Source organism: Geobacillus sp. Y412MC52 (assembly GCF_000174795.2).
GTDB lineage: Bacteria > Bacillota > Bacilli > Bacillales > Anoxybacillaceae > Geobacillus > Geobacillus thermoleovorans.
In genome coordinates this window covers 1,477,359-1,502,314 of record NC_014915.1, presented here as the reverse complement: position 1 = coordinate 1,502,314, position 24,956 = coordinate 1,477,359, and the positions used below count along the sequence as shown (strand labels likewise).

At 49.6% G+C, this 24,956-nt stretch carries 26 protein-coding genes; 3 read left to right on the top strand and 23 right to left on the bottom strand.

What is annotated here, in order from left to right:
* Position 1: 1 nt before the first annotated feature.
* Together GYMC52_RS07420 and GYMC52_RS07415 are read right to left on the bottom strand one after the other, a co-directional pair.
* The gene (locus GYMC52_RS07420) at positions 2-775 is read right to left on the bottom strand and encodes an ABC transporter permease (protein WP_013523609.1); all 774 of its coding nucleotides are present in this window, start codon (positions 773-775) and stop codon (positions 2-4) included.
* Complete coding sequence (locus GYMC52_RS07415; protein WP_013523608.1) at positions 772-1,743, bottom strand: ABC transporter ATP-binding protein; 972 nt, start codon at positions 1,741-1,743, stop codon at positions 772-774. The genes GYMC52_RS07420 and GYMC52_RS07415 overlap by 4 nt, the downstream gene beginning before the upstream one ends.
* A 158-nt stretch (positions 1,744-1,901) precedes the next feature.
* Between GYMC52_RS07415 and GYMC52_RS07410 the strand changes: the two genes are divergently transcribed.
* A complete protein-coding gene (locus GYMC52_RS07410) occupies positions 1,902-2,330 on the top strand; it encodes a hypothetical protein (RefSeq protein WP_013523607.1) in 429 nt (142 codons plus the stop codon).
* Between the two features lie 468 nt (positions 2,331-2,798).
* On the opposite strand, the gene GYMC52_RS07405 is transcribed toward GYMC52_RS07410, so the two are convergent.
* The 8 genes from GYMC52_RS07405 to GYMC52_RS07370 all read right to left on the bottom strand — a co-directional run bounded on the left by GYMC52_RS07405 (position 2,799) and on the right by GYMC52_RS07370 (position 10,381).
* Entirely contained in the window at positions 2,799-3,380 is a 582-nt protein-coding gene (locus GYMC52_RS07405; RefSeq protein WP_013523606.1) for a hypothetical protein, read from the bottom strand.
* Between the two features lie 26 nt (positions 3,381-3,406).
* Positions 3,407-4,747, bottom strand: a complete 1,341-nt coding sequence (locus GYMC52_RS07400; protein WP_013523605.1) for an MFS transporter — start codon at positions 4,745-4,747, stop codon at positions 3,407-3,409.
* Between the two features lie 74 nt (positions 4,748-4,821).
* Positions 4,822-5,946 carry a cupin domain-containing protein gene (locus tag GYMC52_RS07395; RefSeq protein WP_013523604.1) on the bottom strand — a complete coding sequence of 375 codons (1,125 nt, stop codon included), beginning with the start codon at positions 5,944-5,946 and terminating at the stop codon, positions 4,822-4,824.
* Between the two features lie 16 nt (positions 5,947-5,962).
* The gene (locus GYMC52_RS07390; RefSeq protein ID WP_013523603.1) at positions 5,963-6,463 is read right to left on the bottom strand and encodes a DinB family protein; all 501 of its coding nucleotides are present in this window, start codon (positions 6,461-6,463) and stop codon (positions 5,963-5,965) included.
* Entirely contained in the window at positions 6,454-7,401 is a 948-nt protein-coding gene (locus tag GYMC52_RS07385) for a fumarylacetoacetate hydrolase family protein (RefSeq protein WP_013523602.1), read from the bottom strand. Before GYMC52_RS07385 ends, GYMC52_RS07390 begins: the two co-directional genes overlap by 10 nt.
* The gene (locus GYMC52_RS07380; RefSeq protein ID WP_013523601.1) at positions 7,401-7,829 is read right to left on the bottom strand and encodes an acyl-CoA thioesterase; all 429 of its coding nucleotides are present in this window, start codon (positions 7,827-7,829) and stop codon (positions 7,401-7,403) included. The genes GYMC52_RS07385 and GYMC52_RS07380 overlap by 1 nt, the downstream gene beginning before the upstream one ends.
* A 15-nt stretch (positions 7,830-7,844) precedes the next feature.
* Complete coding sequence (locus GYMC52_RS07375) at positions 7,845-9,071, bottom strand: FAD-dependent oxidoreductase (protein ID WP_013523600.1); 1,227 nt, start codon at positions 9,069-9,071, stop codon at positions 7,845-7,847.
* Between the two features lie 32 nt (positions 9,072-9,103).
* A complete protein-coding gene (locus GYMC52_RS07370) occupies positions 9,104-10,381 on the bottom strand; it encodes a phenylacetate--CoA ligase family protein (protein ID WP_013523599.1) in 1,278 nt (425 codons plus the stop codon).
* 176 nt (positions 10,382-10,557) lie between these two features.
* Between GYMC52_RS07370 and GYMC52_RS07365 the strand changes: the two genes are divergently transcribed.
* Together GYMC52_RS07365 and GYMC52_RS07360 are read left to right on the top strand one after the other, a co-directional pair.
* A complete protein-coding gene (locus tag GYMC52_RS07365) occupies positions 10,558-11,319 on the top strand; it encodes an IclR family transcriptional regulator (protein WP_013523598.1) in 762 nt (253 codons plus the stop codon).
* A 63-nt stretch (positions 11,320-11,382) separates the two neighbouring features.
* Positions 11,383-12,150, top strand: coding sequence for an IclR family transcriptional regulator (locus GYMC52_RS07360; protein ID WP_013523597.1), 768 nt, complete (start codon positions 11,383-11,385; stop codon positions 12,148-12,150).
* Positions 12,151-12,269: 119 nt separating this feature from the next.
* Here the strand turns inward: GYMC52_RS07360 and GYMC52_RS07355 are convergent, their stop codons facing one another.
* The 13 genes from GYMC52_RS07355 to GYMC52_RS07295 all read right to left on the bottom strand — a co-directional run bounded on the left by GYMC52_RS07355 (position 12,270) and on the right by GYMC52_RS07295 (position 24,797).
* Positions 12,270-13,730 carry an aldehyde dehydrogenase family protein gene (locus GYMC52_RS07355; RefSeq protein WP_013523596.1) on the bottom strand — a complete coding sequence of 487 codons (1,461 nt, stop codon included), beginning with the start codon at positions 13,728-13,730 and terminating at the stop codon, positions 12,270-12,272.
* A gap of 27 nt (positions 13,731-13,757) precedes the next feature.
* Positions 13,758-14,468, bottom strand: coding sequence for an ABC transporter ATP-binding protein (locus tag GYMC52_RS07350; protein ID WP_013523595.1), 711 nt, complete (start codon positions 14,466-14,468; stop codon positions 13,758-13,760).
* The gene (locus GYMC52_RS07345; RefSeq protein WP_013523594.1) at positions 14,461-15,216 is read right to left on the bottom strand and encodes an ABC transporter ATP-binding protein; all 756 of its coding nucleotides are present in this window, start codon (positions 15,214-15,216) and stop codon (positions 14,461-14,463) included. The genes GYMC52_RS07350 and GYMC52_RS07345 overlap by 8 nt, the downstream gene beginning before the upstream one ends.
* Positions 15,213-16,202 (bottom strand): branched-chain amino acid ABC transporter permease, encoded by a 990-nt coding sequence (locus GYMC52_RS07340; RefSeq protein WP_013523593.1) that lies wholly within the window; start codon positions 16,200-16,202, stop codon positions 15,213-15,215. The genes GYMC52_RS07345 and GYMC52_RS07340 overlap by 4 nt, the downstream gene beginning before the upstream one ends.
* A 1-nt stretch (position 16,203) precedes the next feature.
* The gene (locus tag GYMC52_RS07335; RefSeq protein WP_013523592.1) at positions 16,204-17,064 is read right to left on the bottom strand and encodes a branched-chain amino acid ABC transporter permease; all 861 of its coding nucleotides are present in this window, start codon (positions 17,062-17,064) and stop codon (positions 16,204-16,206) included.
* Positions 17,065-17,219: 155 nt separating this feature from the next.
* Positions 17,220-18,452, bottom strand: coding sequence for an ABC transporter substrate-binding protein (locus GYMC52_RS07330; protein WP_013523591.1), 1,233 nt, complete (start codon positions 18,450-18,452; stop codon positions 17,220-17,222).
* 252 nt (positions 18,453-18,704) lie between these two features.
* Positions 18,705-19,559 carry an extradiol ring-cleavage dioxygenase gene (locus tag GYMC52_RS07325; RefSeq protein ID WP_013523590.1) on the bottom strand — a complete coding sequence of 285 codons (855 nt, stop codon included), beginning with the start codon at positions 19,557-19,559 and terminating at the stop codon, positions 18,705-18,707.
* A gap of 18 nt (positions 19,560-19,577) precedes the next feature.
* On the bottom strand, positions 19,578-19,781 hold the full coding sequence (locus tag GYMC52_RS07320) for a 4-oxalocrotonate tautomerase (protein WP_227456641.1): 204 nt from the start codon (positions 19,779-19,781) through the stop codon (positions 19,578-19,580).
* A gap of 7 nt (positions 19,782-19,788) precedes the next feature.
* Positions 19,789-20,574, bottom strand: coding sequence for a 2-keto-4-pentenoate hydratase (locus GYMC52_RS07315; RefSeq protein ID WP_013523589.1), 786 nt, complete (start codon positions 20,572-20,574; stop codon positions 19,789-19,791).
* Position 20,575: 1 nt separating this feature from the next.
* Positions 20,576-21,601, bottom strand: coding sequence for a 4-hydroxy-2-oxovalerate aldolase (gene dmpG / locus GYMC52_RS07310; RefSeq protein WP_013523588.1), 1,026 nt, complete (start codon positions 21,599-21,601; stop codon positions 20,576-20,578).
* Complete coding sequence (locus tag GYMC52_RS07305; RefSeq protein WP_013523587.1) at positions 21,598-22,497, bottom strand: acetaldehyde dehydrogenase (acetylating); 900 nt, start codon at positions 22,495-22,497, stop codon at positions 21,598-21,600. Before GYMC52_RS07305 ends, dmpG begins: the two co-directional genes overlap by 4 nt.
* 17 nt (positions 22,498-22,514) lie before the next feature.
* Entirely contained in the window at positions 22,515-23,300 is a 786-nt protein-coding gene (locus tag GYMC52_RS07300; RefSeq protein WP_033004686.1) for a 2-keto-4-pentenoate hydratase, read from the bottom strand.
* A 21-nt stretch (positions 23,301-23,321) separates the two neighbouring features.
* On the bottom strand, positions 23,322-24,797 hold the full coding sequence (locus GYMC52_RS07295) for a 2-hydroxymuconic semialdehyde dehydrogenase (protein ID WP_013523585.1): 1,476 nt from the start codon (positions 24,795-24,797) through the stop codon (positions 23,322-23,324).
* Positions 24,798-24,956 lie beyond the last annotated feature (159 nt).

The following is a 24,956-nucleotide window of genomic DNA, read 5'->3' as shown; positions in this document are numbered from 1 at the left end:
TTCACCCACCTACCGCCTGATTTTTTCTCATCCCCGCTTTCCACAGCCATTGCAAAGCACCAATCAGCGCAATCATCCACCCGGCGGCGATCGCAAAGCCGCGCGCCAACTCTCCTCCATCCGCCGCCCCGGTGGCGATTTCGATCGGAAAACTGATCATATAGCGAAACGGCAGCCACTCGCTCCATTCGCGAAGCGCCGGCGGAAGCATTTCCAGCGGCGCGATCCGTCCTGACAAAAACAACGAAATGACATCGATCACCCCGTACACCGCCGCCACCTTCGTCACCCAAAACGCAAGCAACCCGCACGAATAGCTAAGCAAAAAGCGAAGCGCCGCACCCAACACGACCGCCGCCAAAAACAGCACTGCTTGACCTGCCGTCATATGCGGGCGAAGCGCCGGCCAAAATGTCGCTGCCGCCACCCAGACAGGCACTAAAATGAAGGCAAACAGCCATTTGTAAACGATATTTTCCGCGATCGCCCAATGGATCGGATGAAGCGGCCTAAGCAGCAAATTCGAAAACGTCCCTTCGCGGATTTCACGGTCCAGCTCCCATACATCCCACGCGCTCGTCATTCGTTCGACAAAAATGACGGCCATAAAATAAAAGACGAACGAATCGCTCTCTTCCGGATGAATGTTCATCCAGACAAACATCGTGATCAGCGGCTGCGTGATCGCACCCGTCATCCAGACGAACGTCGCCAAACGATACGCGAGCATTTCGATGTATTTCATCCGCAACAAAGCGATATATTTGCGAATCATACGTGCTCCTCCCAAAACGCGCGCGTAATCACTTCCTCAAGCGGCGGGTCTTCAATATTGATGTCGCGGACATCAAACCGCTCTAATAACCGCGCTGCTGTCCCCGCCGCCTTCTCGCGCGCCACCCGCAATACGACTGTTCCTTCTTCGATTTCCGCCACTTCGCCATACTCTCCCCAATCCATGTCCGGAACCCGTGAAAACCGGACTTCCAACCGCTTGTACGGCGCCAGCTTCTCCGTCAGCACTGACAGTTCCCCGTCGTAAATCAATCGTCCGTAGTTGATGATCATCACCCGGTCGCAAAGCGCTGCAACATCACCCATGTAATGCGATGTCAACAAAATCGTCGTCTCGTGCTCCCGATTGTAGTCAACGATAAAGCGACGCACGTTTTCTTGCGTATGAACGTCAAGCCCGATCGTCGGCTCATCCAAAAACAACACTTGCGGCCGATGCAAAAGCGCCGCCGCCAGCTCGCAGCGCATCCGCTGCCCGAGCGACAGACTGCGCGTCGGCTTGTCCAACAGCGGCGCCAAGTCGAGCAGTTCCGTCAATTCCTCGAGCGTCTGGCGGAACGACCGATCGTCGATGTCATAAATCGCTTTATTGACCAAAAACGTCTCCATCGGCGGGATGTCCCAAATGAGCTGGCTTTTTTGCCCCATCACCAAGCTCATCATTTTTTTAAACTCCGGCTTTTGCTCAAACGGCACAAACCCGCCGACCGTGATCTCCCCTGACGTCGGATGCAAGAGGCCGGCCAACATTTTCATCGTCGTCGTTTTCCCCGCCCCGTTTGGCCCTAAAAAGCCGACGATTTCCCCTTTCTCAATCGTAAACGAAACGTCCTTCACCGCCTCAATGACGCGATAGTCGCGCCGCCATAAATGACGCACCGCCTCAAGCCATCCCGCATCGCGGCGATGGACGCGGAACGATTTATGCAAATGGCTGACACGGATCACAGTGCCCATCCTCCAATAGTGTACTGTTGACATTCTTTTGTTATATCACATCGAGGGGGCGCGCCGCAAAGAAAAACATTTCGCCATCTTTTCTCTATCGTTCCCATCTTTCGTCATGTATAATAGAGAGAGAATCGAACGAGAAAGGAGATTGTCGAATGGGGGATATTACAAATGAAATGATTTGGCAAGCCATTAAAGAACTTGCCGAGCAGCTGCAACAAACGAACGGACAAGTGCAGCAACTGGGCCAACAGGTGCAACAAACAAACGAGCAAGTGCAGCAGCTCGGTCAACAGGTGCAACAAACAAACGAGCAAGTGCAGCAACTGGGCCAACAAGTCCAACACCTTAACAGCCAAGTGCAGCAGCTGAACCACCAAGTACAGCAAACTCATGAGCAAGTCGACCAGCTCGCCAAACAAGTGCAGCAAACGAATGAACAACTCAGCCAATTAAGCCAGCAAGTGGCCGACATGGACAAACGGCTCACCGATGTCGCCAACGGCCAAAACATTTTGGTCGAAGAGCTGTTTGAAAACAAAAAGGAGATCAAGCGGGGCAAAACGGCATTGAATATGTATTAAAACCCCCGTGTCTTGTCGAATTTTCTTTTTCGTTACCCGACGATCCATCAGCTTGCCTTCCCCCTACTCAAAACTTTCACTACTACGCGCAACTCCACACTCGGCATGCAAAGAGCCCTGGCAGCCTTACCAAACAATAGCCAGGGCTTTTCTACGTGAACTACCCACCACCTACGCTTCGCTTAGAGGTGGGGGCTTCAAGCGACTTGTGCGTGTTCGCCCAATGGCAAGCCACACACAAGAACCCTCTATGCTTCCCTTCGTTCCGAAGTTGTCCGTTTGAACCATATTCGATCGTATGGGTTGCCTAAAGCCAACCGGCATTCATCTCCCGCTTTCACTTCGTTTCGAAGTGGGACACTTCTTTTGGAAAAATGTTAAAAGTCAAAACTGTTTTTAGTTGTTCTATATCAGCGTTTACTCTCTACTGCACCGTAGCAAGGGTACACAAACATGTTCGACAACCACCTAAATAACGACAAATTTTCGATTAACTATCCCTAATGGCCAATGGCCGCTCTCCAACACAGAAACAAGATAAAGAAATGGGTTTTCCTTCCATCCTTCTAGATCAGATAATACCTCCCATGCACAAGCCATTCCACCGATGTACATCATATACCCAACCGCAGTGGTCACAACCTTGTTGCCATACGGTCTTAATACCTCGAAGATCGCATCAAAACTATGTTGGAAAATAACAGCTGGAACTTCATCAGCAATCGCCGAAAGCAATCTCGACCTCCCTGTTTGCTCAGTTTGCTGTCTCAATTGTTCGGGAATGTGTCTTAACACTCTCCAACTATCATCGTTTTCAAGGCGGATCTCCTCAATGAAAGAAACCAGTTCGTTTTTCTGCAACCATCTGATTCCTATACCATCAAGGCCGAAAAAATGAACAAACTTGTGAAGCGCCTGCTCCACTTGATCATCTCCTTGCCCACCAAAAGAAGATAACCAATTGACTGCTTCAAGACGGTCAAGTAAATAACAGAGCGACATATTCTCCTCACGGATTACATTTATATTGTTTGCAGCAATGGAACTCATCCATTTCCCTCCTCCACACCTCATCATTACGCTAAATAATTACTTGACTGTTCAAGCCAACGCTGACTATACTTCTCTTGAACGAGCCAAATTGCAACAGCGGATACAAGACAAGGGAGTGCAAAAGCCAAAAAGTTTCCATATAAGGAAAGATGGTGGTTTAATAGAATACCGCCCATCACAGGTCCTGCAATCCCACCAATTCTGCCCACACCAAGCGCCCAACCGATTCCTGTCGAACGCATCTCTGTTGGATAGTATTGAGAAACATAAGAATTAGCCACAATTTGTGTACCTGTTGTTGTTCCTCCAGCAATGCCAATAAGTATATAAAGAAGGATCACATTTGGTTTTAGACTTAATGACATTAATGTCAAAAAGGCGATAACAAAAAAGAGAATTAAGATTTTGCGTGCACCGAAAAGATCAGCTAATCTTCCACCAATAATAGCACCTATTACAGCACCACTATTCAAGGTAACTAAAAATGTTAAACTGGATCCAAGCGGATATCCAGCCTCTTGCATGATTTTAGGCAACCATGTGCTTAATCCATACATGACAAGCAAACACATAAAAAACGAGACCCAAAACATCGCGGTGCTCCATCCTCGATGTTCGCGAAACAAGCAAGTCACTGGAAAACTTGTTTTCTGCTCGCCATTCTCCACCCATTGAATTTGTTCATCATCCGATATCATTTGTTGAGTGAGGCGACGAAATACCGAGAGCAACCGATCGGTTTGGTGATGGCGAAGATAAAAATAAACAGATTCTGGCATCTTCCGATAGAAAAATGGAAGAAAAACTAGAGGAATCAATCCTAACCAGACGACTGCCCTCCACCCAAGATGAGGAATTAAATAAATAGCTCCCGCAGAGGCAATAATGCCACCAAACGCATGGCCGCTAAACATAATGGATACTAGTGTACTTTTCCATTTGCTTGGAGTATACTCTGTCATTAGTGCAATAAGATTAGGCATTACCCCGCCTAATCCCAGCCCAGCAAAAAAACGCTGAACTCCAAATGATGTGCTGCTTTGGGAAAATCCGGACGTAAACGTAAATAAGCTAAAGAGGCAAAAACATAGAAGGATCACATTTTTACGTCCAAATCTGTCTGCTGACGGTCCAAAAATCATCGCCCCAATCATCATGCCGATCAACGCATAGCTGTTCAACGCCCCCGCTTCAACTGGTCCTATCCCCCACTCCTTCATGAGAGACGGGACGATGGCACCAAACATAAACATATCATAACCATCAGCAATGATAATCAACATACACATAAACAATAAACTTATGTGAAACCGATTTAACGGTTGCTCATCAATCCAGTGATTAATGTGAATTTCCCTTGCCATCTTTCCATTCCTTCTTTCAAAACAAATTAAGGGAAATCCCCTGTAGCAATTCACAACCACAGGGGAACAATGATCTAGCTACGCACTACCTCCGCCTCAAACTCCCCGACGACCGATTGATATCCGTTGTTATTCGGGTACGCTTCTTCACGCTGCAATCTGAGCTTTTCCATGATCGGCAAATCGTTGGCGCAGAAGAGAAGCGCATCCTCTTTGGATGTGTTCACATGTTCGTGCCAAGCCCAGTTCGGGATGACAAAATAATCGCCTTTTGTCCAGTTGAACCGAATACCGTTGATGACTGTATATCCTTCGCCTTTGAACACGTGGTAAATCGCCGAATACGTGTGGCGGTGCGCCTTTGAATGGTAGCCAACCGGCAGTTTTTGCATCCATGCACCGATGTTCGGATTGGCTGTCTGACCATTGGACGGATTGATGTACTCGACCGCAATGCCATCATACGGATCCGGTTCAAAATCGCTTAACCCTTCCAACGCCGCTTCGGTCTGTTTCCACTTGTACAATCCAAGCGGTGCGACTTGCGGCTTTCGGTCGCCGATCGGCCGAACCATGCCGCCGCGATACTTGCGCGCCGAGTAGTCATCTGGAAGCGACGGCGGCTCAATGCCATCCGGATAAGGTTCAAAAAACGTTCCACCTGTGGCGTAAATAAACGGAATATCCAAGCAATCCATCCAAAACATCGGTCCTTCTCCTGGATGACTGTGGCCGTGCCATAATCCGCCCGGAGTGATAAGAAAGTCGCCTTCCTCCATGAACAACCGCTCTCCTTGGACGATCGAATACGCCCCTTTTCCGTCTGTGATAAACCGCATCGCATTTTGCGTATGACGGTGAGACGGCGCCGTTTCACCTGGCAAAATAAGCTGGACAGCCGCATATAGTGTGTTAGTCGTTGACGCCCATCCCCACGGCTGGCGCTGTTTAAGCCCTGGGTTTTGCAAGTAAATTGCCCGGCGCTCGCCGCCACGTTCCGGCGTGAAAATTTGCGTCGCCTCCAAAAGCAGCTTGCGGATCGTCTCTCCTTTCCATAAATACGGCACTGCTTCCGGTCTCGGCTCTTTATGCATCAAGTCCGGAATCGCTTCCCAAAGCGGACCTAAATGGTATTGTTCAATTTTTTTCGTAAACTCTTTCACTTCTTTGCTTTGGAAAAAAGGATTTTTTTCCGCCACATGAATTTCCCCTTTCTCATTGTTTTGATTGAGCGGCCTTATGTTTGCCTAAATTTCGTTCAATTTGCCGCAAATGGCCGGCCAAATGCTCGGTCAAAAAATGCTCGACTAAAAACGTCATCGGCTTGACGCCAAATTTCGGGTTGCGATGTGGGGCTTCAAGAGCCAACTGATCATCTCTCAACCGTTCCAGCTGTTCATCCGCAAATTTCGCTGCTTTCTTAATCCCATGGATGACGTCGCTGACAGTGCGAGAGTCTGCTTGACGAACCGCCACCAGCCTCGCTTCATCATTGAGCCCCCGGCCCCACTCCCCGCCGCCGGCTTGAATGACGCGTACAAGCTCCCTTGTCCAATAGCCGATCACTTCTTCGACGTGGCAAAGAATTTCCATGATCGACCATTCATCAGCAGACGGCTTCCAGCGGATCACCTCCTCCGTCAATGAGCTGACTTTTTGAATGATCCTCTCCACGGTTTCTTTGATTTCTTGCCGATATTGCTCAATCAACGGCATGACGACTCCACCTCCACCTGACTTGGCACGGCGGCAACGCGATTTTCGAGCACGCCAATGCGCTCTACCTCAATGCGCACGACATCGCCGTGCTGCAAAAAGACTTGCGGATTGCGGGCGACCCCGACACCGCCCGGCGTTCCTGTGCAAATGACATCTCCTGGTTCAAGCGTCATGATATGCGACAAAAACTCTACCAGATAATGAACATTAAACACCAAGTTTTTCGTATTCGACCGTTGCCGCTCTTCCCCGTTAACGCTCAATGAAATTTCGAGCGAATGCGGATCCGGAATTTCGTCCTTCGTGACAAGCCACGGTCCCATCGGCGCACTCCCATCAAGCGTTTTTCCTTGCAGCCATTGGATCGTCCGCCGCTGCAAATCTCTTGCTGTCACATCATTGACAATCGTGTACCCGGCGACATACTCAAGCGCCTCCGCCTGCTTGACATTCCGCGCCCGCTTGCCGATGACGAAGGCAAATTCCGCTTCGTAATCGAGCTGACTCGTGATCGGTGGCAATGGAATGTTATCTTCCGGACCGATGATCGTGTTGCTAAATTTGGCAAAGATGACGGGGTATTCCGGCAGTTCCCGTTTCATTTCCAAAATGTGTTCACGGTAATTGTGACCGACGCAAACAATTTTGTTTGGTTTTAATATCGGCGCTTCGATTTTGACGTTGGCCCGGTCGATCACCAGCCCGTTTTCCAAAGCAAATTCCACCGCCTTTTGCGCCTCTTCTAGACTTTTTTCCCCACCTTCGAGCAGCTCGATCGTATTGGGTGGAACAAGCGCCGCGGCGAGCTGTTCGGCACGCGGGCATCCCTTGGCTCGAAGCCGCGCTACATATGCTTGATGAAGGTCGATGACTTGATTATCCACAATGCATCCAGCACGCACCACATCACCTAATCGGTAGTTGATCATTTTCATCATGATCCCTCCTTGTATCTGATCATTGCCCCTTCTCTTTTCATCTTTTCACGAAGCTCGGCTGGAAGGGGAGCCGCTTTCGGTCTGTCTCCGGCAAACGTCGTCCACACGCGCACTTCATATCCTTCAGCCACAAGCTGGCCTCCTCGAAAAAACTGATGGTGGATGCGAAACGATTTCTCCCGCAGCTCAGCGACTGCCGATTTGACACAAACTTGATCCTCGAAAAAGAGCGGGGCATGAAATACGCATTTTGCTTCGACAATCGGCATGCCGATTCGCTCTTCTTGAAACAACTTCCACGTCGAACGCCCAAGGCTGGCGAAAAAGTGGTGCGTCGCTTCGTCCATCCATTTATAAAAATTCGGGTAAAAAACAATGCCAGCCGCATCCGTATCTCCCCAATGGACTCGGAAAGAATACTCCATCGCAATTCCTCCTCGTCAATATTTCGTTGACAGCTGCGGCGGCCCCGATTTCGGCCCGTACGGCCCTTCATCAAGCCATTTGCCAAGACGCGGCAAAATCGGCGCCAATGAAGCCGCTACTTCCCGCTTCATATTGATCGCTGGATCCGTTCCTTGAATGTGCTCTAACGCCATCCCCGCACAATCGCGGTTGTATCGCGCCGCGATCAGGCGCTCATTCGCAGCGGCCGCAATGGCTGCTTTTGCTTCTTCACGCGTGTCGGCCTGAAGCGCCGTCTGAATCGCCTTGGCCGCCATAATCGCATCCGGCACGCCGGAGTTCATGCCGCGGGCCCCGAACGGAGCGAACAGGTGGGCCGCTTCGCCAGCCAACAGCACACGGTGATGGCGGTCAGTGAGCGACTTCGCAACCACCTGGAAAAAGCGGTACGTCGACACCCACGTAATACGGTCCGCGTATTTTTCCGGCATCACTTTCGGCAGCCATTGCTTCACGCCTTCCACACTGCCGAACTGCTCCGGATCATCGCCGTCAAGCAATTGCAAATCAATGCGCCACCCGCCGGCAAACGGCACAAAGAGAACGTTGCGTCCGTCCACAGCCGGATGCTGATAATGAAACACCCGCTCAAGCGGCAGCGGATCGGCTTCATCTTCTTTCACATCCACGACGACAAAGTAGTCTTTCGTCCGCGGCCCTTCCATTTCGATGCCGACCGACTGGCGGACAGTCGAACGAGCCCCGTCAGCCGCAATGAGATAATCGCACGACCATTGTTCGCCAGATGCCGTGATGACAGTGGCTCCTTCCTCATCGGTTTTGACATCGGCAACCGGCGTCTCCCAGACGAATTCGACCCCTGCCTTCAGGCAGGCTTGATACAAAAACTTCTCCGCCTCGACTTGCGGCAAGCTTGTAAACGGTGGAAGCGCATTCGGATCAGGAGCCGGATACCGCTTCATATACACCTCCTTGCCGCGGAACAAGGTGCGCTTGATCGGCCATACGACGCCGTGTTTGGCAAAGGTCCTGCCCAACCCAGGGAAAATATCCTCTAAATGCTGCAACGTCGCCTTATGGAAGTAGATCGCCCGGCTCCCCGGCCGAAGGCGGTCTTTTGGCTCCGCCTCGATCACCGTCGCCGGCAGTCCGAAATGACGCAATGCCAAGGCGGCAGTTAATCCGATCGGTCCTGCCCCGACAACGAGAACAGGGCGCCGTTGAACGTTTGGTTGGTTCATCGTCTCTTCTCCTTTCCATTTCCCTATCATGGTCAGCTCACTTGTTGCGGACGGTTGCGCTCGTCAATGACCCGTTTCGCTTTCATGGAGAAACGCGGCAATGATCCCGACGGGACCCGTTCGACATCAATTCGAATGCCAATCCGTTCTCTGAGACGGTCGGCTAAACGCCGTCCGACATCCTCTTCCGACTCGATTTGCACTTTTACTTGATTCATTTCGTGCTCTGTGTAATAGACAATGCGAAATTCTTTAATCTCCATAAATTCCCTAACAATCGTTTCAATCGACGATGGAAAAATGTTAACGCCACGAACAACAACCATGTCGTCAGCCCGTCCAATAATCCCACCAGGTAAAAAGCGATACGAATTGCCACAAGAACATGGCGCTGACGAACAAAGCACGATATCTCTCGTCCGGTAACGAATAAGTGGGTAACCGTAACGGCTGAAGTTGGTAAGCACAAGCTCTCCGCGCTCCCCTTCCTTCACCGGCTGCAATGTTTCCGGATCGATGATTTCCGCCAAAAATTGTGCTTCGTTAATATGAAGCCCGTTGCGAGCCGAACATGAGTAGCCGTACGCTCCCATTTCCGTCATCCCGGCATGATCGTACACGGCCGCTCCCCATCGCGTTTCAATTTGCTCCCGCGTTGACGGCACCGACCCGCCCGGCTCTCCTGCGGTGATGATGGCTCTGATCGGCGTCGATGGTAAATCGATGCCCATTTCCTCAGCCACCTCGGCTAAATGAAGGGCATAGCTCGGCGTGCAAAGCAATACGGTCGCCCGGTTTTCAATCATGCTGGACAACCGCTCCTTCGACGACTGGCCGCCTCCGGGGATGACAAGCGTTCCCATTTTTTTCGCCGCCTCATAGGCAGACCAAAAACCGATAAACGGTCCGAACGAAAACGCCAAAAACAGGCGGTCGCGGTTCGTCACTCCACTTGATTTCAATACTTCCACCCAACAATCCCGCCACCAGTTCCAGCTTTCTTCTGTATCCAAAATTTTCAGCGGCTTGCCGGACGTGCCGGATGTTTGATGATAGCGGACATAGCTCGTTTCCGGGTAACAGTGGTTCCGGCCAAACGGCGGGTAGAGCTGTTGGTCTTGCACAAGCTCTTCTTTCGTTGTAAAAGGCAACTTCCGAAAATCATCCATGGTTTGGATTGGCAAGCAAATATCGCGAAACTTCTCCTTGTAAAACTCATTAAACTGAGTGACAAAAACAAGCAATTCATTGATTTTATGAAGCTGATACTGTTTCAAGCTCAGCTCCATCTCTCGAACCGACAACTCCATGCGCTTTTCGATCCCCTCTTTCTATTTTCTTTAATCACATTTACAATATTTAAAACGTTCTGAAAGTTATGTTATACTATTATTGTCCCGTATAAAAGTTTTATATTCCTCTATACGAAACATGGTAAGATTTTTTGAAAACGATTTCTTATTAAACGAAGGAGGCAGAGCAACTCGTGGAAGTTCGCAAAACTCGAACGTCTTTTTCGTCATTAGAAAATGCCTTAAGACTGCTGCAACTATTTTCGATGGATGAAACAGAACTTAGCATCACCGATATTTCCGAAAGGCTGAATATCAGCAAAAGCGCCGCCCATCGGTTGCTGCAAACGTTAAAAAGCGAGGGATTTGTCAAAAAAGACGCGAAAACCAACCTATACTCCCTCGGTGCTTCTTTATTGGCAATGAGAAAAATCATTCATTCCCGATTTCCGATTTGCCAGATCGCTCTCCCTTTCTTGCAAGAACTTGTTTCGCTATCAGGAGAAAGCGCACATATCGCCACCCTGCACGGCGCTGATGTCATTTATTTGCACAAAGTAGAGTGCGATCACCCGATTCGTCTTCTTTCTTACGTCGGCAAAAAAAACCCGGCGTTTTGCACGAGCACCGGTCAAGCCATTCTCGCTTATCAACCAAGAGAGACAATCGACCGCATCATCGCCCGTGGACTCCCAGCGTTTACACCAAGAACGATCACCTCACCGTCTGCACTTCTAGAAAAACTCGCACAAGTCAAACAACAAGGCTATGCCATCAGCCGAGAAGAACTTCATGAAGGGGTGACGTCAATCAGCGCCCCAATCCCCCACCGCAATGGGGAGGTGCGCTATTCTGTTTCGATCGCTGGACCGATCCAACGCATCAACGACCGTTCCATCCCTCATCTCGTACAGCTTGTCATGCAAACAGCCCATGCGATTTCTGCCAAACTGTAAAGCTGTCCGCCAAATTTATAGAGCAAGCACAGATGGCATGAAAACCAAAAGGAGGTGTCTTACTTGGAAAAAGCGGCGGATACTCTTTCCTCTGTTAAAAACGGGATGCGCATTTTGCGCTTATTTTCTGTTGAAACACCGGAGCTGGGCGTTACAGAGATGGCGCAACGACTCGGGCTGCACAAGACGACCGTTCACCGACTAGTCACCCTATTAGAAAAGGAAGGATTTCTCGAGCAAAACAAAAAAACACGCAAATACCGCCTTGGCCTTTCTATTTTGCATTTAAGTGGAGTGATTGATCTGCATACTGAAATATTTAAGGACGCTGTTCCGATCCTGGAATCATTGATGAAGAAAGCTAATGAAGCTGTTCATTTATCTGTGTTGGAAGACGACCGAATCGTTTACTTATACAAAATCGAATGTCCACACCCAGTGCGCCTGCTCTCTCATATCGGCCGAAGCAACCCGTGCACGTGCACAAGCTCAGGAAAAGTCATTCTAGCGTTCGGTCCGAAATCGATAGTAGAAAGCATTCTCCGCCGCGGGCTGCCAAAATACGGACCGAACTCGGTGACTGACCGTAACGAGTTCATCCGCCAGTTAGCCACCATCCGCCAGCAAGGGTACGCCGTCTGCATCGACGAACTGCATGAAGGAGCGACAAGCATCGCCGCTCCGATCCGTGACTATTCCGGTGATGTTGTCGCCGCCGTCAGCATCGTCGGGCCGAATCAGCGGATCACTCAAACAAACATTCTCCGGCTGGTTGAGCTCGCCTGCCAAGCCGCCCGAGACATTTCATTGCTGCTCGGATATTATGACTAAAGGGTTCTCTCCCTCTCTGCTAAATAAGTGCAACCAATGACCAAAAGATGAACAGCTGCCGTATCATCACAAAAAGCCTGGAAGATCCGACTAAACCCGATCTCCCAGGCTTTTCTCTATTAAAACGGATACGTTCTTGCCTTCGTCTGCACGGACACCCATTTCACCGTCGTAAATTCATCGACCACCCATGGGTTTCCAAAACGGCCTAGGCCGCTTGCTTTATTGCCGCCAAACGGAATGTTCGGAGCGTCATTGACCGTTTGATCGTTAATATGTGTCATACCGCTGTCAATTTGCAGCGCCCATTCTTTTCCTTTTTCAACATCACTTGTAAAAATGGCGGAACTGAGCCCATATTCCGTTTGGTTGGCGATAGCGATCGCCTCTTCGTCTGTTCTCGCCTTAATCACCACAGCAATGGGGGCAAACAACTCTGTTTGGGCGAGCTTGCTCGCTGGATCGACATCCACAAATACATACGGGGTCAGCACATTACCGATTCGCTTTCCTTCCAAAGCCATTCGAATACCTTCTCGTTTTGCTTCTTCGATCATTTGCAACGCCTTTTGCATTTGCTTTTCGTTGATGATCGGTCCGATCACAGTGCTCGGATCGCGCGGATCGCCGCACGGGAGCGCAGCCGCTCTTTGCACGAACTTCTCAACAAATTCGTCATACTTGCTCTCGTGGACGATGATGCGATTGATGATCATGCAAATTTGTCCTTGGTGAATGAATTTTCCGAAAATAGCTGCATTAACCGCTTGATCTACGTCGGCGTCAGATAAAACGACAAATGGGCTGTTTCCTCCTAATTCCAACGCCACTCGTTTTAACTGTCTGCCGGCGATCTCCCCAATTCGTCTGCCTACCGCCGTCGACCCCGTGAAGCTGATGAGGCGTGGGTGTGGGTTGGTCAACATCTCATCACCAATCTCATCAATGTCGGTTAACAAAACGTTCAATACCCCTTTCGGCAGCCCGGCATACTCAAACGCTCGGGCGATCACCACTCCCCCGACAAGCCCGACTTGAATATCAGGTTTATGCACAACAGTGTTGCCCAGAGCGATCGCCGGCACAATCGTTCGCAGCGATAAGTTTAATGGAAAGTTGAAAGGAGAAATGGAAGCAATCACACCCAATGGCAATCGGTAGATGTAGTTGACTTTCCCCTCTATATTCGAAGGCACCTCTCTCACAGTCCGCACTTCATCGACATAATGCAACGCCTCTTCGAAGAGCTCGAGAGCCAAATGAAACTCGACATTCGCCTTCAATAAAGTGCCCCCTGTTTCGCGAACAATCAAATCGACGATCTCCTCACGATTTGCTTGTAAATATTCCATCGCTTTGTGCAATACTTCTTTTCGCTGAGCAGCTGAGGAGCGCCCCCACTCCTTTTGCGCTTCACCTGCCGCTTCAAACGCACGGTGAAGCTGTTCAACTGTCGCTAACGGGACAGAGGCAACAACCGACCGATCATACGGATTCAAAATATCATAGGTGCGGCCGCTTTCTCCTTCTACCCATTCTCCATTAATAAAGCTTTTGTTCCATTGTTCGTAACGTTCCATTTTTCTTTCACTCCTTAGCAAATTATCTCAAGCCGAAACCCCCAAATACTTATGCTGGACATCTTCATTGACCATCAATTCATCCGGCGAACCGCTCCATACGATTTTTCCTTTATTCATAATTAAGATTACATCTGCTGCCTTGCAGGCTAGGGAGATGTTTTGCTCCACAATTAAAATCGACAACCCCGCCTCTTTCAACTGAACGATAATCTCCCCAACTTGGTCAATGATGACCGGAGCCAATCCTTCAGATGGTTCATCCATTAATAAAAACTCTGGATTGGTCATCAGCGCCCGCCCGATGGCCAGCATTTGCTGCTGGCCGCCTGATAACTGCGTGCCGAAGTTGTTTTCCCGTTCCTTTAAGACAGGGAACAATTCATAAATTCTCTCCAGCCCCCAATGGCCGCGGCCTTCCTGCTTTCGTTTCCGTGCCGGCATCGTCAAGTTTTCTTTTACCGTCAGCGACGGAAAAATTCTTCTCCCCTGCGGCACGAAGCCAATGCCAAGGCGGGAAATTTGATGGGGAGGAAGCGATTCAATCGGTTGATCTTTAAACCGGATGCTTCCTTGTTTTGCTTTATGCAACCCGACAATTGTATGGATGGTGGTCGTTTTCCCTGCTCCGTTTCGCCCGAGCAGGGCGACGCATTTTCCCTGTGGAACAGAAAAACTCACTCCTTGAAGAATGTAGCTTGTTCCGTAATAAGAATGAACATCTTGAAGCTCAAGCATGTTGTTTCGCTCCTCCCCCGAAGTAAATTTTCTTAACCATCTCATTGTTTCTAATCTCGTCTGGCGATCCGCTTAAGATAACTTCCCCATGATGCAGAACCGTGATGCGGTCCGCAATGGAAAAGACGACATCCATATCATGTTCCACCACCACTAGCGCTATAGAACGGGGCAATTTTTGAATCATTGCCGCTGTCTGCGCCGTTTCCGCTGGCGACATTCCGGATGTCGGTTCGTCAAGCAAAAGAACTTTCGGGTTGCTGGCCATGGCCAACAACACTTCAAGCAATCGCTGCTCCCCATAGGAAAGATGTTTCACCTTTACATGACGGCGATCGGCAATTTCCCATTGCTCCAAAATATCGTTTGTTTCCTTGCGTATATCGGACCGGACGGTCAGGGGCGAAAAAATATCGTACCGATACGGTTTTTTCGCTGCGAGCGCCAAATGAATATTTTCTTCCACCGTCAAGTCGCCAAATAGGTTGTTTTTTTGAAACGTCCGCGATATCCCTAAATGGACAAGGCGGTGGGCAGGAAGTTTGCTGATCTCTTTTCCGTCCAAATACACAGCACCGGCATCAATAGGCAGAATGTTCGTTATGCAATGGAAAAGAGTCGTTTTCCCTGCACCATTTGGACCGATGATGACATGGCGCTCTCCAGGGCCCACCTCCAAAGAAACGTTGCGCAACACTTGCAACGTTTTGAACGATTTGCTAATGTTTTCTACTTTAAGCAGACTCAATGGACTGCCTCCCCCTTCTTTACCGGTTGTTGCGAAACCGCTTTACCTGTCTGTTTGCGGAAAACCAAAAAACGCCTTCCGTGTTGCAGCCAATGAATAAGTCCTCCTTTTCCAGCAAGAACAAGAGCGACAAGCAGTCCCCCCATGATCATCGGCCATCGTTCGGTATACGTGCTCATAAAATTTTGCAAGTAAACAAAGACGCTGGCCCCAAGCGCCGGTCCAAGCAGCGTGCCGACTCCACCGATAATCACCATCACCATCACTTGCCCAGAAAACATCCAACTGGATAAATCCGGTGAAACAAAGACGTTAAAATAGGCATAAAGCGCACCAGCCAGTCCCGCCAATGATCCCGACAATGTATAAACGAGAAGTTTGTAGACTCGAACGTTATAACCGAGAGCGCTCATCCGTGCCTCATTTTCCATTACACCTCTCGTAATCTTTCCGGCCGGTGATCCCACAAACAGATACAAAAGAAAGTAAGACATGACAAAAGCGATCCCCATCACATAATAGAGAGCATTTGGAGACACAATTTCTCCAAAACCAAAATTCATGACAGCGGAAACGGACATTCCATCTGCTCCGCCTGTCCAAGGCTTTAATTGCCAAAACAAAACATACAGCAATTGTCCAAATGCGAGGGTAATCATCAAAAAGTAAAATTTGGACGTACGGATAAACACAGCTCCGGTGACCAAGGCAATCAGCCCGGAAATGACAACGGACAACAGAAGCAGCAAGTATGTGTTCGCTACATGCTGACCAATGACCGCAACCGTATAAGCGCCGATGCCAAAAAAGCCGGCATGCCCAAGCGACACCATTCCCCCATAGCCCATGATCAACCCGAGGCTCATTGCAAAAATCGCCATGATATAAATCTCCGTCGCCAAATTGATCCCGAAATCGGACAGAACAAGCGGCATAGCGAAAACAAGAGCAATCAGCAACACAACGCCAAGCAACAGCTTTTTCACTCTATGCCACCTCTCTTCCGAACAATCCTTGCGGACGGATGATGAGGACAATCATCATGATGAGAAACACCGTCAACATCGATAAAGACGGGAACCATACCTTTCCGAGCGTTTCAATCACTCCGATGGCAATCGCTCCAATAAACGAGCCCTTCCATGAGCCTAAACCGCCGATAACGACGACAATGAGAGACGTGACGAGAATCTCACTGTCCATTCCCGTATACATGCCGATCAACGGCCCGCCCAATACGCCGCTCAATCCTGCCAGCGCCGCCCCAAACGCAAATACCCCGGTAAAGACGAGCCCAACATTGATGCCAAGGGCGCTAACCATGGCACGGTCGTCCACACCTGCACGAATGATCGCCCCAATACGCGTTTTCGTTTCCAAGTACCATAGCAACAAAGCCAATAGGCAGCCAATAAAGACAACAAATAGCCGATAAACCGGAAACGCCGTGTCTCCAATGGATAATGATCCGCTCAACAAATCTGGTACAGGAAGCGTGTGCATCTCCGTTCCCCATATCCATTCAACAGCATCGGCAATGATGAAACTTAACCCAAAGGTCAGCAACACTTGTTCAAGCTCTTTGCCATATACATGCTTAATCAGCCATTTTTCCAGGAATAATCCGAATATAGCTGTCAGAAAGACAGCTAGAAATAAGGCAATCCAAAAATTTAGTTCTTCATTGATAAAAGTAAACGCAATATAAGCGCCAAGCATAAACAACGTTCCATGGGCAAGATTTACGACATTCATGACCCCAAGGATAATCGTCAAACCAGCAGCAATCATGAAATAGAGCATCCCATAGGCCACTCCTGTCAACAACTGTGCTGAAATGGCGGACACCCCTGATCCCACCTTTTTCTCTAAATTTTTAGCATCTTCATTCAGAAGTTGTACTTGACTGTTTCAAAATATGTCATACTTTGTTCAGAAAAAATTAAGTTCCATCACTAATTTTTTAGAAAGGAGGAGACGATCATCTCCTCCTTGTTGATGAATTAAAACGGCGAGGCTTCAGGCATCTTTACATTCTCTACCGTCTCAAGTATTTGAGGAACAATTGCACCGTCTTTTAAAACATTTTTTGAAATATAGAAATTTTGAATCGGGTTATGTGTTGCCGGATCGATCGTAATTTTGCCACGCGGACTATCGAGAGAAATGCCTTTCAAGATTTTAATCAAATCCTGAGAGTTTAAACTCCCAGCTTTATTTATTGCCTGATCAATCGCTGCCGCTGAGTCATATCCTTCGACGGCAAAAATATTTGGCAATTTCCCATATTTCTCTTTATAAGCTTCAACAAATTGTTTGTTTTGTTCATTATCCAAATACGGTGAATAGTTGATGCCGGCAATGATTCCTTCAGCCGCTTCACCAGTCGGCTGAGTCAAAAGCTCATCCCCAAACTCCAGGGGGCCTGTCAACGGAATCTTCCCTTTTAAACCAAATTCTTTATACTGGGTAATAAACCGAATACCGTCGCTTCCAGTAAAGAACGCGTAAATGAAATCCGGCTTTTCCGCTGATGCCTCCTGAAGGTACGGAGCAAAATCGTTCGTGTTCAGTTTCGGATAAATTTCTTTCAAGACTTTTCCGCCCGCCGCTTCAAAAGCAGCCTTGAACGCCCGGAGCACTTCCTTTCCGGCTGGATAGTCCGGAGCAAGGATAACGGCTTTTTTGCCGACTTGTTCTGCTAAATATTTCGCGGTGCTGCTGCCGTTTTGCCAGTTCGAGAACGAGACACGATAGACGTAATCGCTCTTTTTGCTCCACGAGAGGTCATCGCCAGCAGCGTTGGCATCAATTAGCACTTTTTTATCCTTTTCGACTTCATCACGCAATGCATACGCAACCGCTGAAGAAATCGGCCCTACAAGAATGTCAACTTTTTCCCCATGAACTAATTGCCGATATTTGCGCAAAGCCACCTGTGGGTTCGCTTCATCATCTTCTACCTTCATTTCAACCTTCTTCCCGCCGAGCATCCCGTTATGCTGTTCCAAATACAATTGGAAGCCGTTGACGATCCCTTCGGACAGAGGTGCAAACGTACCGGTTTGGGAAAGAATAAAACCGATTTTGACCGATCCCCCTGAACCTCCTCCTTTGCCCTTATCCGAACCGGATCCGCTCGATGTGCTGCTTTGCGTGCATCCCGCTGTCATGAGCAGGGCGGCCAGCGCCATCATCCCCGCTGCTCGTTTCCAAATCCCTTTTGTTTTCCTCATTCTTCTCGCCCCCTTTATTATTAAAGCGTTTTCATTTTTTGTAGAATGAATAGATCCGCCAATCAAGAAAATTGAAATCCCTCCCCAGTGCATGCCACGAAATATATTATAAATATTTGAAAGATTACAACTATTATATTAATGCAAAAGTTGTTGCATATGAAAGGGCTGTACTCCTCTATATGAAACAAAATCAAAAGCAATATTTTTTACCGAGTCTGTTTTTTCAGTGGAAAACCAATGAAGCAACTTTCACGAGTGCTGTGCAGTCTGTTGCGGGACGTACAACGTCTTGTATTGGACAGGATCAGGCTCAAACGTCATCACGACATTCCCGCTGCCAGATGATTGACCATACCCATAATAACGGCTTTGATAGTTTTCTTGAATGACACCGAGCAAGGCGGCCAGGTGGCGCCCTCCGGATTCAACACCCGCTGCACGCGCGTACTGTGGAAGCATGTTCCAGGCGGCTTGCACATTATTGCTTTGTAAGTATTGCAAAAATTGCCGATCCAATGCCTGCTCGGCCAATGTCGGCAGCGCCTCGGGCCGACGGACGAGATTATGCGCCAGTGCACCACTACATACAAACACCGTCTTTTTCTTGCTTTCGCGCAACACTTTGCCGATTACTTGCCCCCATGTGTACGTTTCTTCCAAGTTCGCCGCCCACGTCACTGATAGGCTGATGACGGCGATGTCCTCATTCGGCGCTAAATAGCGGAGCGGAACAACCGTCCCGTAATCCCAAATGTAGGTCGGGTCATTGACTTCAACGACCCGCAGCCCGGCTTCTTTCCCCGCCTTTACAAGTTGTTTGCCAAGCTCTTCATCCCCTGGATAATCATAAGGGACATCGGCAATCAAATCAGGACATTCTACGGCGGTCAATACCCCCTTATGTCTTGGTGTAGCATCGACAAAATGGTCGAAGCTTGACATCCAATGGCAAGAAATCAAAACAAGAGTATCCGGTTTGACTTGCTCGATGATTTTCGCCACTTCGTGCATCCCTTTGACGAGTTCATGTTGAAACTCAGGAGTTCGATCCTCAAAACACATTCTCGGCGTATGCGGCACAAGCATGGCTAATTCCAAACTCATCGTGATTTGTCCCCCTCTTCATTTTCGTTGTTTATCTGACATTGGGATGCCGGCGACACCCCAATGAGATTTCGGCACTTCTGATACGATCACCCGCACGTTTTCCTTGGGCGAACCTAAAACAGCGCTGATTGTACCGGTTACTTCGCGAATCACTTCTTTAATCTTTTCTTCCGGCCTTCCTTCGAGCAGATGAATATGAACAATCGGCATGCGGCTCATCCTTTCATCAATCTGTCGATCGGAACGAAACCGTTCCTAATTGGTCAAACTGGGCAAACACAACATCCCCTGCCACAAAACGGACAGCTTCCGTCATCGCTCCGGCTAAAATGATTTCCCCCGCTTTCAATCCTTTTCCTTTTCTGGACAACATGTTGGCCAGCATGGCAATCGCGTTGGCCGGATGCCCCAACACCGCCGCGCCAGCGCCGAACGCCTTCCCTTCACCGTTGATGGATAAACTCACTCCCAGCAAGTCGAGTTCAAGGGAGACGGGAGGAACGAGGCGGCTTCCGAATACGACCCTAGATGAGGAAGCGTTGTCGGCAATCACATCCGGCAAGGCAAACTCGAAGTTAGCATAGCGGCTATCGATAATTTCCAGCGCTGGGATGATATACTCCGTTGCCGCTAAAATGTCCGTCGCGTCAATATTCGGCCCTCGGACATCCTCTTTTAAAATGAAGGCGATTTCCGCTTCCACCTTCGGATGGATCAGTTCGTTCATGGCCACCGTCCCTCCGTTAGGGACGACCATATAATCAAACACATACCCGTAGATCGGCTCGTTCACCCCCATTTGCGCCATTTTCGCAGCGCTCGTCAATCCCATTTTCGGGCCGATGATCCGATAGCCGTCTTTCTGTTTCATCGCCACGAGTTGTTCTTGTATAGCGTACGCTTCTTCGACCGTCATATTTGGATATTGGACTGTGAGACGAACCATTTCTCTCTTCTCATGCTCAGCGTTCAAAAGCTCCATAGCGAGTTTTTCGTAGTCAAGAGAAGTCACTTTACTCCCCCTCTCCTACAGCCGCTTTTGGACGCGCCATTTCCGCAGCGACGTCGACGATCATATCTTCCTGCCCGCCGACAACCTTCCGCCGGCCGAGTTCAATTAAAATATCGCGAGCATCGAGGCCAAACATTCGGGCGGCGCGCTGCGCGTGAAGAAGGAAGCTTGAATAGACGCCAGCATATCCGAGCGTCAAACTGTCACGCGTAATCTCCTGAGCTTTTGGCAAGATCGGCGCCACAAGCTGCTCAGCTAAATCCATCATTTTATACAAATCAATGCCGGTCGGAATGCCCATCCGATCCAACACCGCGACCAGCACTTCCGTCTGTGTGTTGCCGGCACCGGCCCCCAGGCAGCGGACACTGCCGTCAACGCGCGTCGCTCCTTCCTCAATCGCGGCCAATGTATTGGCCATCGCCAATGATAAATTGTTATGAGCGTGAAAACCGACTTCAATTTCAAGGCTTTCCCTTAATGCTCGAACGCGCTCTTTCACTTCATGCGGCAAGAGAGCACCGGCTGAATCGACGACATAGACCACGTCCGCCCCGTAGCTTTCCATAAGCCGCGCTTGATGAACAAGCACCTCGATAGGCGCCATATGCGCCATCATTAAAAACCCGACTGTTTCCATACCAAGCTCTTTTGCCGCGGCAATATGCTGGGCCGAAATATCCGCCTCCGTCACATGGGTCGCGATGCGCGCCATTTTCGCTCCTAGGCGGGCGGCCTGCTTCAATTCCTTGACCGTCCCGATGCCTGGAAGAAGGAGCACCGCAATTTTGGCCTGCCGGCAAACCGCCACAGCTGTTTCAATCAGCTCAAATTCATCGGTCCGCGACAAGCCATACTGCAGCGAAGATCCCCCCAAACCGTCTCCATGTGACACTTCAATATACGGAACGTTCGCTTCATCGAGCGCTTTGGCGATCGTGGCCACTTGTTTTGTTGTATATTGGTGGGCGATGGCATGGCTGCCGTCGCGCAATGCCACTTCTGTAATGGTAATGGCTCGCTTCATCGTTTCCCCTCCTCAGCCAACAACTTCGATAATCGATGCTTCGCCACTTCCTCCGCCACTTTCACCGCAGCGGCGGTCATAATATCCAAGTTTCCAGCGTACTTCGGCAAATAATCACCCGCTCCTTCCACTTCAACCATGACCGTCACCTTATTTCCTTCAATGATCGGACTCGTGCGCAGCCGATAGCCGGGAACGTACGAGCGGATCGTTTCTACCATTTCCTCGATCGAGTCGCAAATTTCCCGCGCCGCTGCTTTCTTCCCTTCGACAAGTGCGTATATTGTGTTTCTCATCAAAATGGGCGGTTCAGCCGGGTTGAGAATAATGATGGCTTTTCCGCGCTTCGCCCCACCGATTTTTTCGAGCCCTCGAGCAGTCGTTTCTGTAAATTCATCAATGTTCGCTCTTGTTCCCGGCCCTGCACTTTTGCTTGAAATCGTCGCAACAATTTCAGCGTAAGCGACCGGCTGCACGCGCCCAATGGCATGAACGATCGGAATCGTCGCCTGTCCACCGCATGTGATGAAGTTAATGTTGGTCTCTTCCAAATGTTCCGTTATATTGACAGGCGGCACAACAAACGGTCCAACGGCCGCCGGAGTCAAATCAAAGACGACCTTCCCAGCCTGCTTCAACAGTTTGGCATGACGGATGTGCGCTTTCGCCGACGTCGCGTCGAAGACGAAATCAGCCCATTCGGGATGCTCCAAAAACGCTTGGATGCCGCTGTCAATGACGTGATACCCTTTCTCTTTTGCTAGACGCAGCCCTTCCGATTGAGGATCGATCCCAATTACTGTTGTCAACTGCAACACATCCGAACGTTCAAGCTTCAACATCAAGTCAGTCCCGATGTTCCCAGAACCAAGAATTGCTACATTGATCTTCTCCACGGTTTTTCCTCCCTTGTTTATGGCGCAAACTCGACCCGTACTTCCCCCAAATGGGCAAAGCGAGCGAAAAACACGTCGCCGGGCTCGGCGCTCACCGCTGCCGACAAAGCTCCGGATAAGATCACTTCTCCCGCCTTCAACTCTTTTCCATATTCATAGAGCTTATTTGCCAGCCAAGCGACGCAAAACGCAGGATGCCCGAGCGCTGTGGCCCCAACACCGGTGTTGGCCAGCTTACCGTTTCGGTAGAGCGCCATGCCGATTTGCGCAATATCAACAGCATGGACAGACAACCGTTTTTCCCCCAAAACGTAAAGTCCCGATGAAGCGTTATCGGCGATTGTATCTTCAAGACGGATGTTCCAATCGGCAATGCGGCTGTCAACGATCTCCAGCGCCGGAACGATATAATCCGTCGCCAGCAGCACGTCAATGACAGTCACGCGCGGGCCAACTAAGTCACGTTTTAAGACAAACGCAATTTCTGCTTCCACCTTTGGCTGCAGCACCCGCTCCCACGAAACAACCCCGCCGTTTTCCACCGCCATATCATCAAGCAAATGGCCGTAATCCGGTTGGTCAACCCCAAGCAGCTGCTGCATCGCCTTAGAGGTCAATCCGATTTTCTTGCCGACAATCCGGCGCCCTTCCTTTACTTTTTGTTTGATCGTCCGCAATTGAATTTGATAGGCGTCATACACGGTCAGCGCCGAATCGAGTGTCGTCAAAGGAGAGAGAGGACGTCTCTCCCTCTCAGCAGCCAGCAACAACTCGGCGCAATCGTCCCACTTCTTCACCGTCATCACCTCTTTCGTCCATCGCGGCTAAAGCTTAATGCAAATGTTCGTCAACTCTGTATAAAACTCAAAGCTATGCATGCCGCCTTCGCGCCCGATGCCGCTTTGTTTCATGCCGCCAAACGGTGTGCGCAAATCCCGCAAAAACCACGTATTGACCCAAACGATTCCGGCTTCAATGCGCGCCGCCACCCGGTGCGCCCGACGCAAATCGTTCGTCCAAATCGTCGCGCTCAATCCGTAGTGGGTGTCGTTCGCTTGGGCGATCACTTCCTCTTCTTCGTCAAACGGCATGACTGTCACCACCGGTCCGAACACTTCTTCGCGGACGATGCGGCAATTTCGGTTGACACCGACAATAATCGTCGGTTCAAGATAATATCCTCGATCCAAACCATCCGGCCGCTTTCCACCGGTTAAAATACGACCGCCTTCCTCCTTCGCCAGCTCGATGTAGCTCATCACCCGTTCGTAATGCTCTTCGCTGATGAGCGCGCCGACATTTGTTTTCGGATCGAACGGATCGCCGACAACGAGTTCTTTCGTTTTGGCCACAAACTTTTGCAAAAATTGTTCATAAACCGGCCTCTCTACATAAATTCTTGATCCGCACAGACACACTTCCCCTTGGTTCATAAAACTCGATTTCAACGTCGTCTCGATCGCTTCGTCCAAATCCGCATCAGCGAAAATGATGTTCGGATTTTTCCCTCCCAACTCATAAGACAGCTTTTTCAAGGATTTCGCCGCCGCCGCCATAATGACTTTTCCCGTTGTTGTCTCTCCAGTGAACGTAATGGCATCAACATCCGGATGCTCAGTCAACGCCGCCCCTGCCGAATCCGGACCGAATCCGTGGACAACATTCACAACGCCATCCGGCACCCCGGCTTCTTTGCAAATTTCGGCCAATACAGTTGCGGTGAGCGGCGTCCATTCCGCCGGCTTGATGACGGCCGTGTTCCCGGCTGCCAAACACGGGGCGAGCTTCCACGTCAACAATAGCAACGGCAAATTCCACGGATTGATCAGCCCAACGACCCCCACCGGTCGGCGGATCGAATAGTTGATGGCCACCTCATCAGTCTGATACGCTTCCGTGCCGACCGATCGCAAATAGTCGGCGAAAAAGTGGAAATTATACGCTGCTCGCGGAATATCCAACGTGAGGGAGAGAGAGTATGGCTTCCCCGTATCGAGCGACTCGAGGCGAGCCAGTTCCTCTTTGCGCTCTAAAATGAGATCGCCGATACGGCGCAAAACCGCGATCCGCTCCCCAGTCGTCATCCGTTTCCATGGTCCACTAAGCGCCCTTTTTGCGGCGGCCACCGCCAAGTCAATCTCTTCTTTCCCCCCTTCACAGACGGTGCCGATCACTTCCCCCGTAGCAGGATTAATGTTTTGAAACATCTTGCCGCTTTGCGAAGGCAAAAACCGCCCGTTGATGAAATGTTGGCAGTCAAATGCCTTTACTTTCTCGCTGGCTGTCACTTTTGCTTTCATTCATCGTTTCCTCCTCCATCAAGTCTGAATAAACCAAAAAATTAGAAATCTTTTATCCTCATCATAACGATCTGTTGTCCCGTATACAACATTGATGTTCTTATATATGAAACTATCAAAAAATTTTTTATTTTTTCTTCGTAAATATCTGAAAATCCC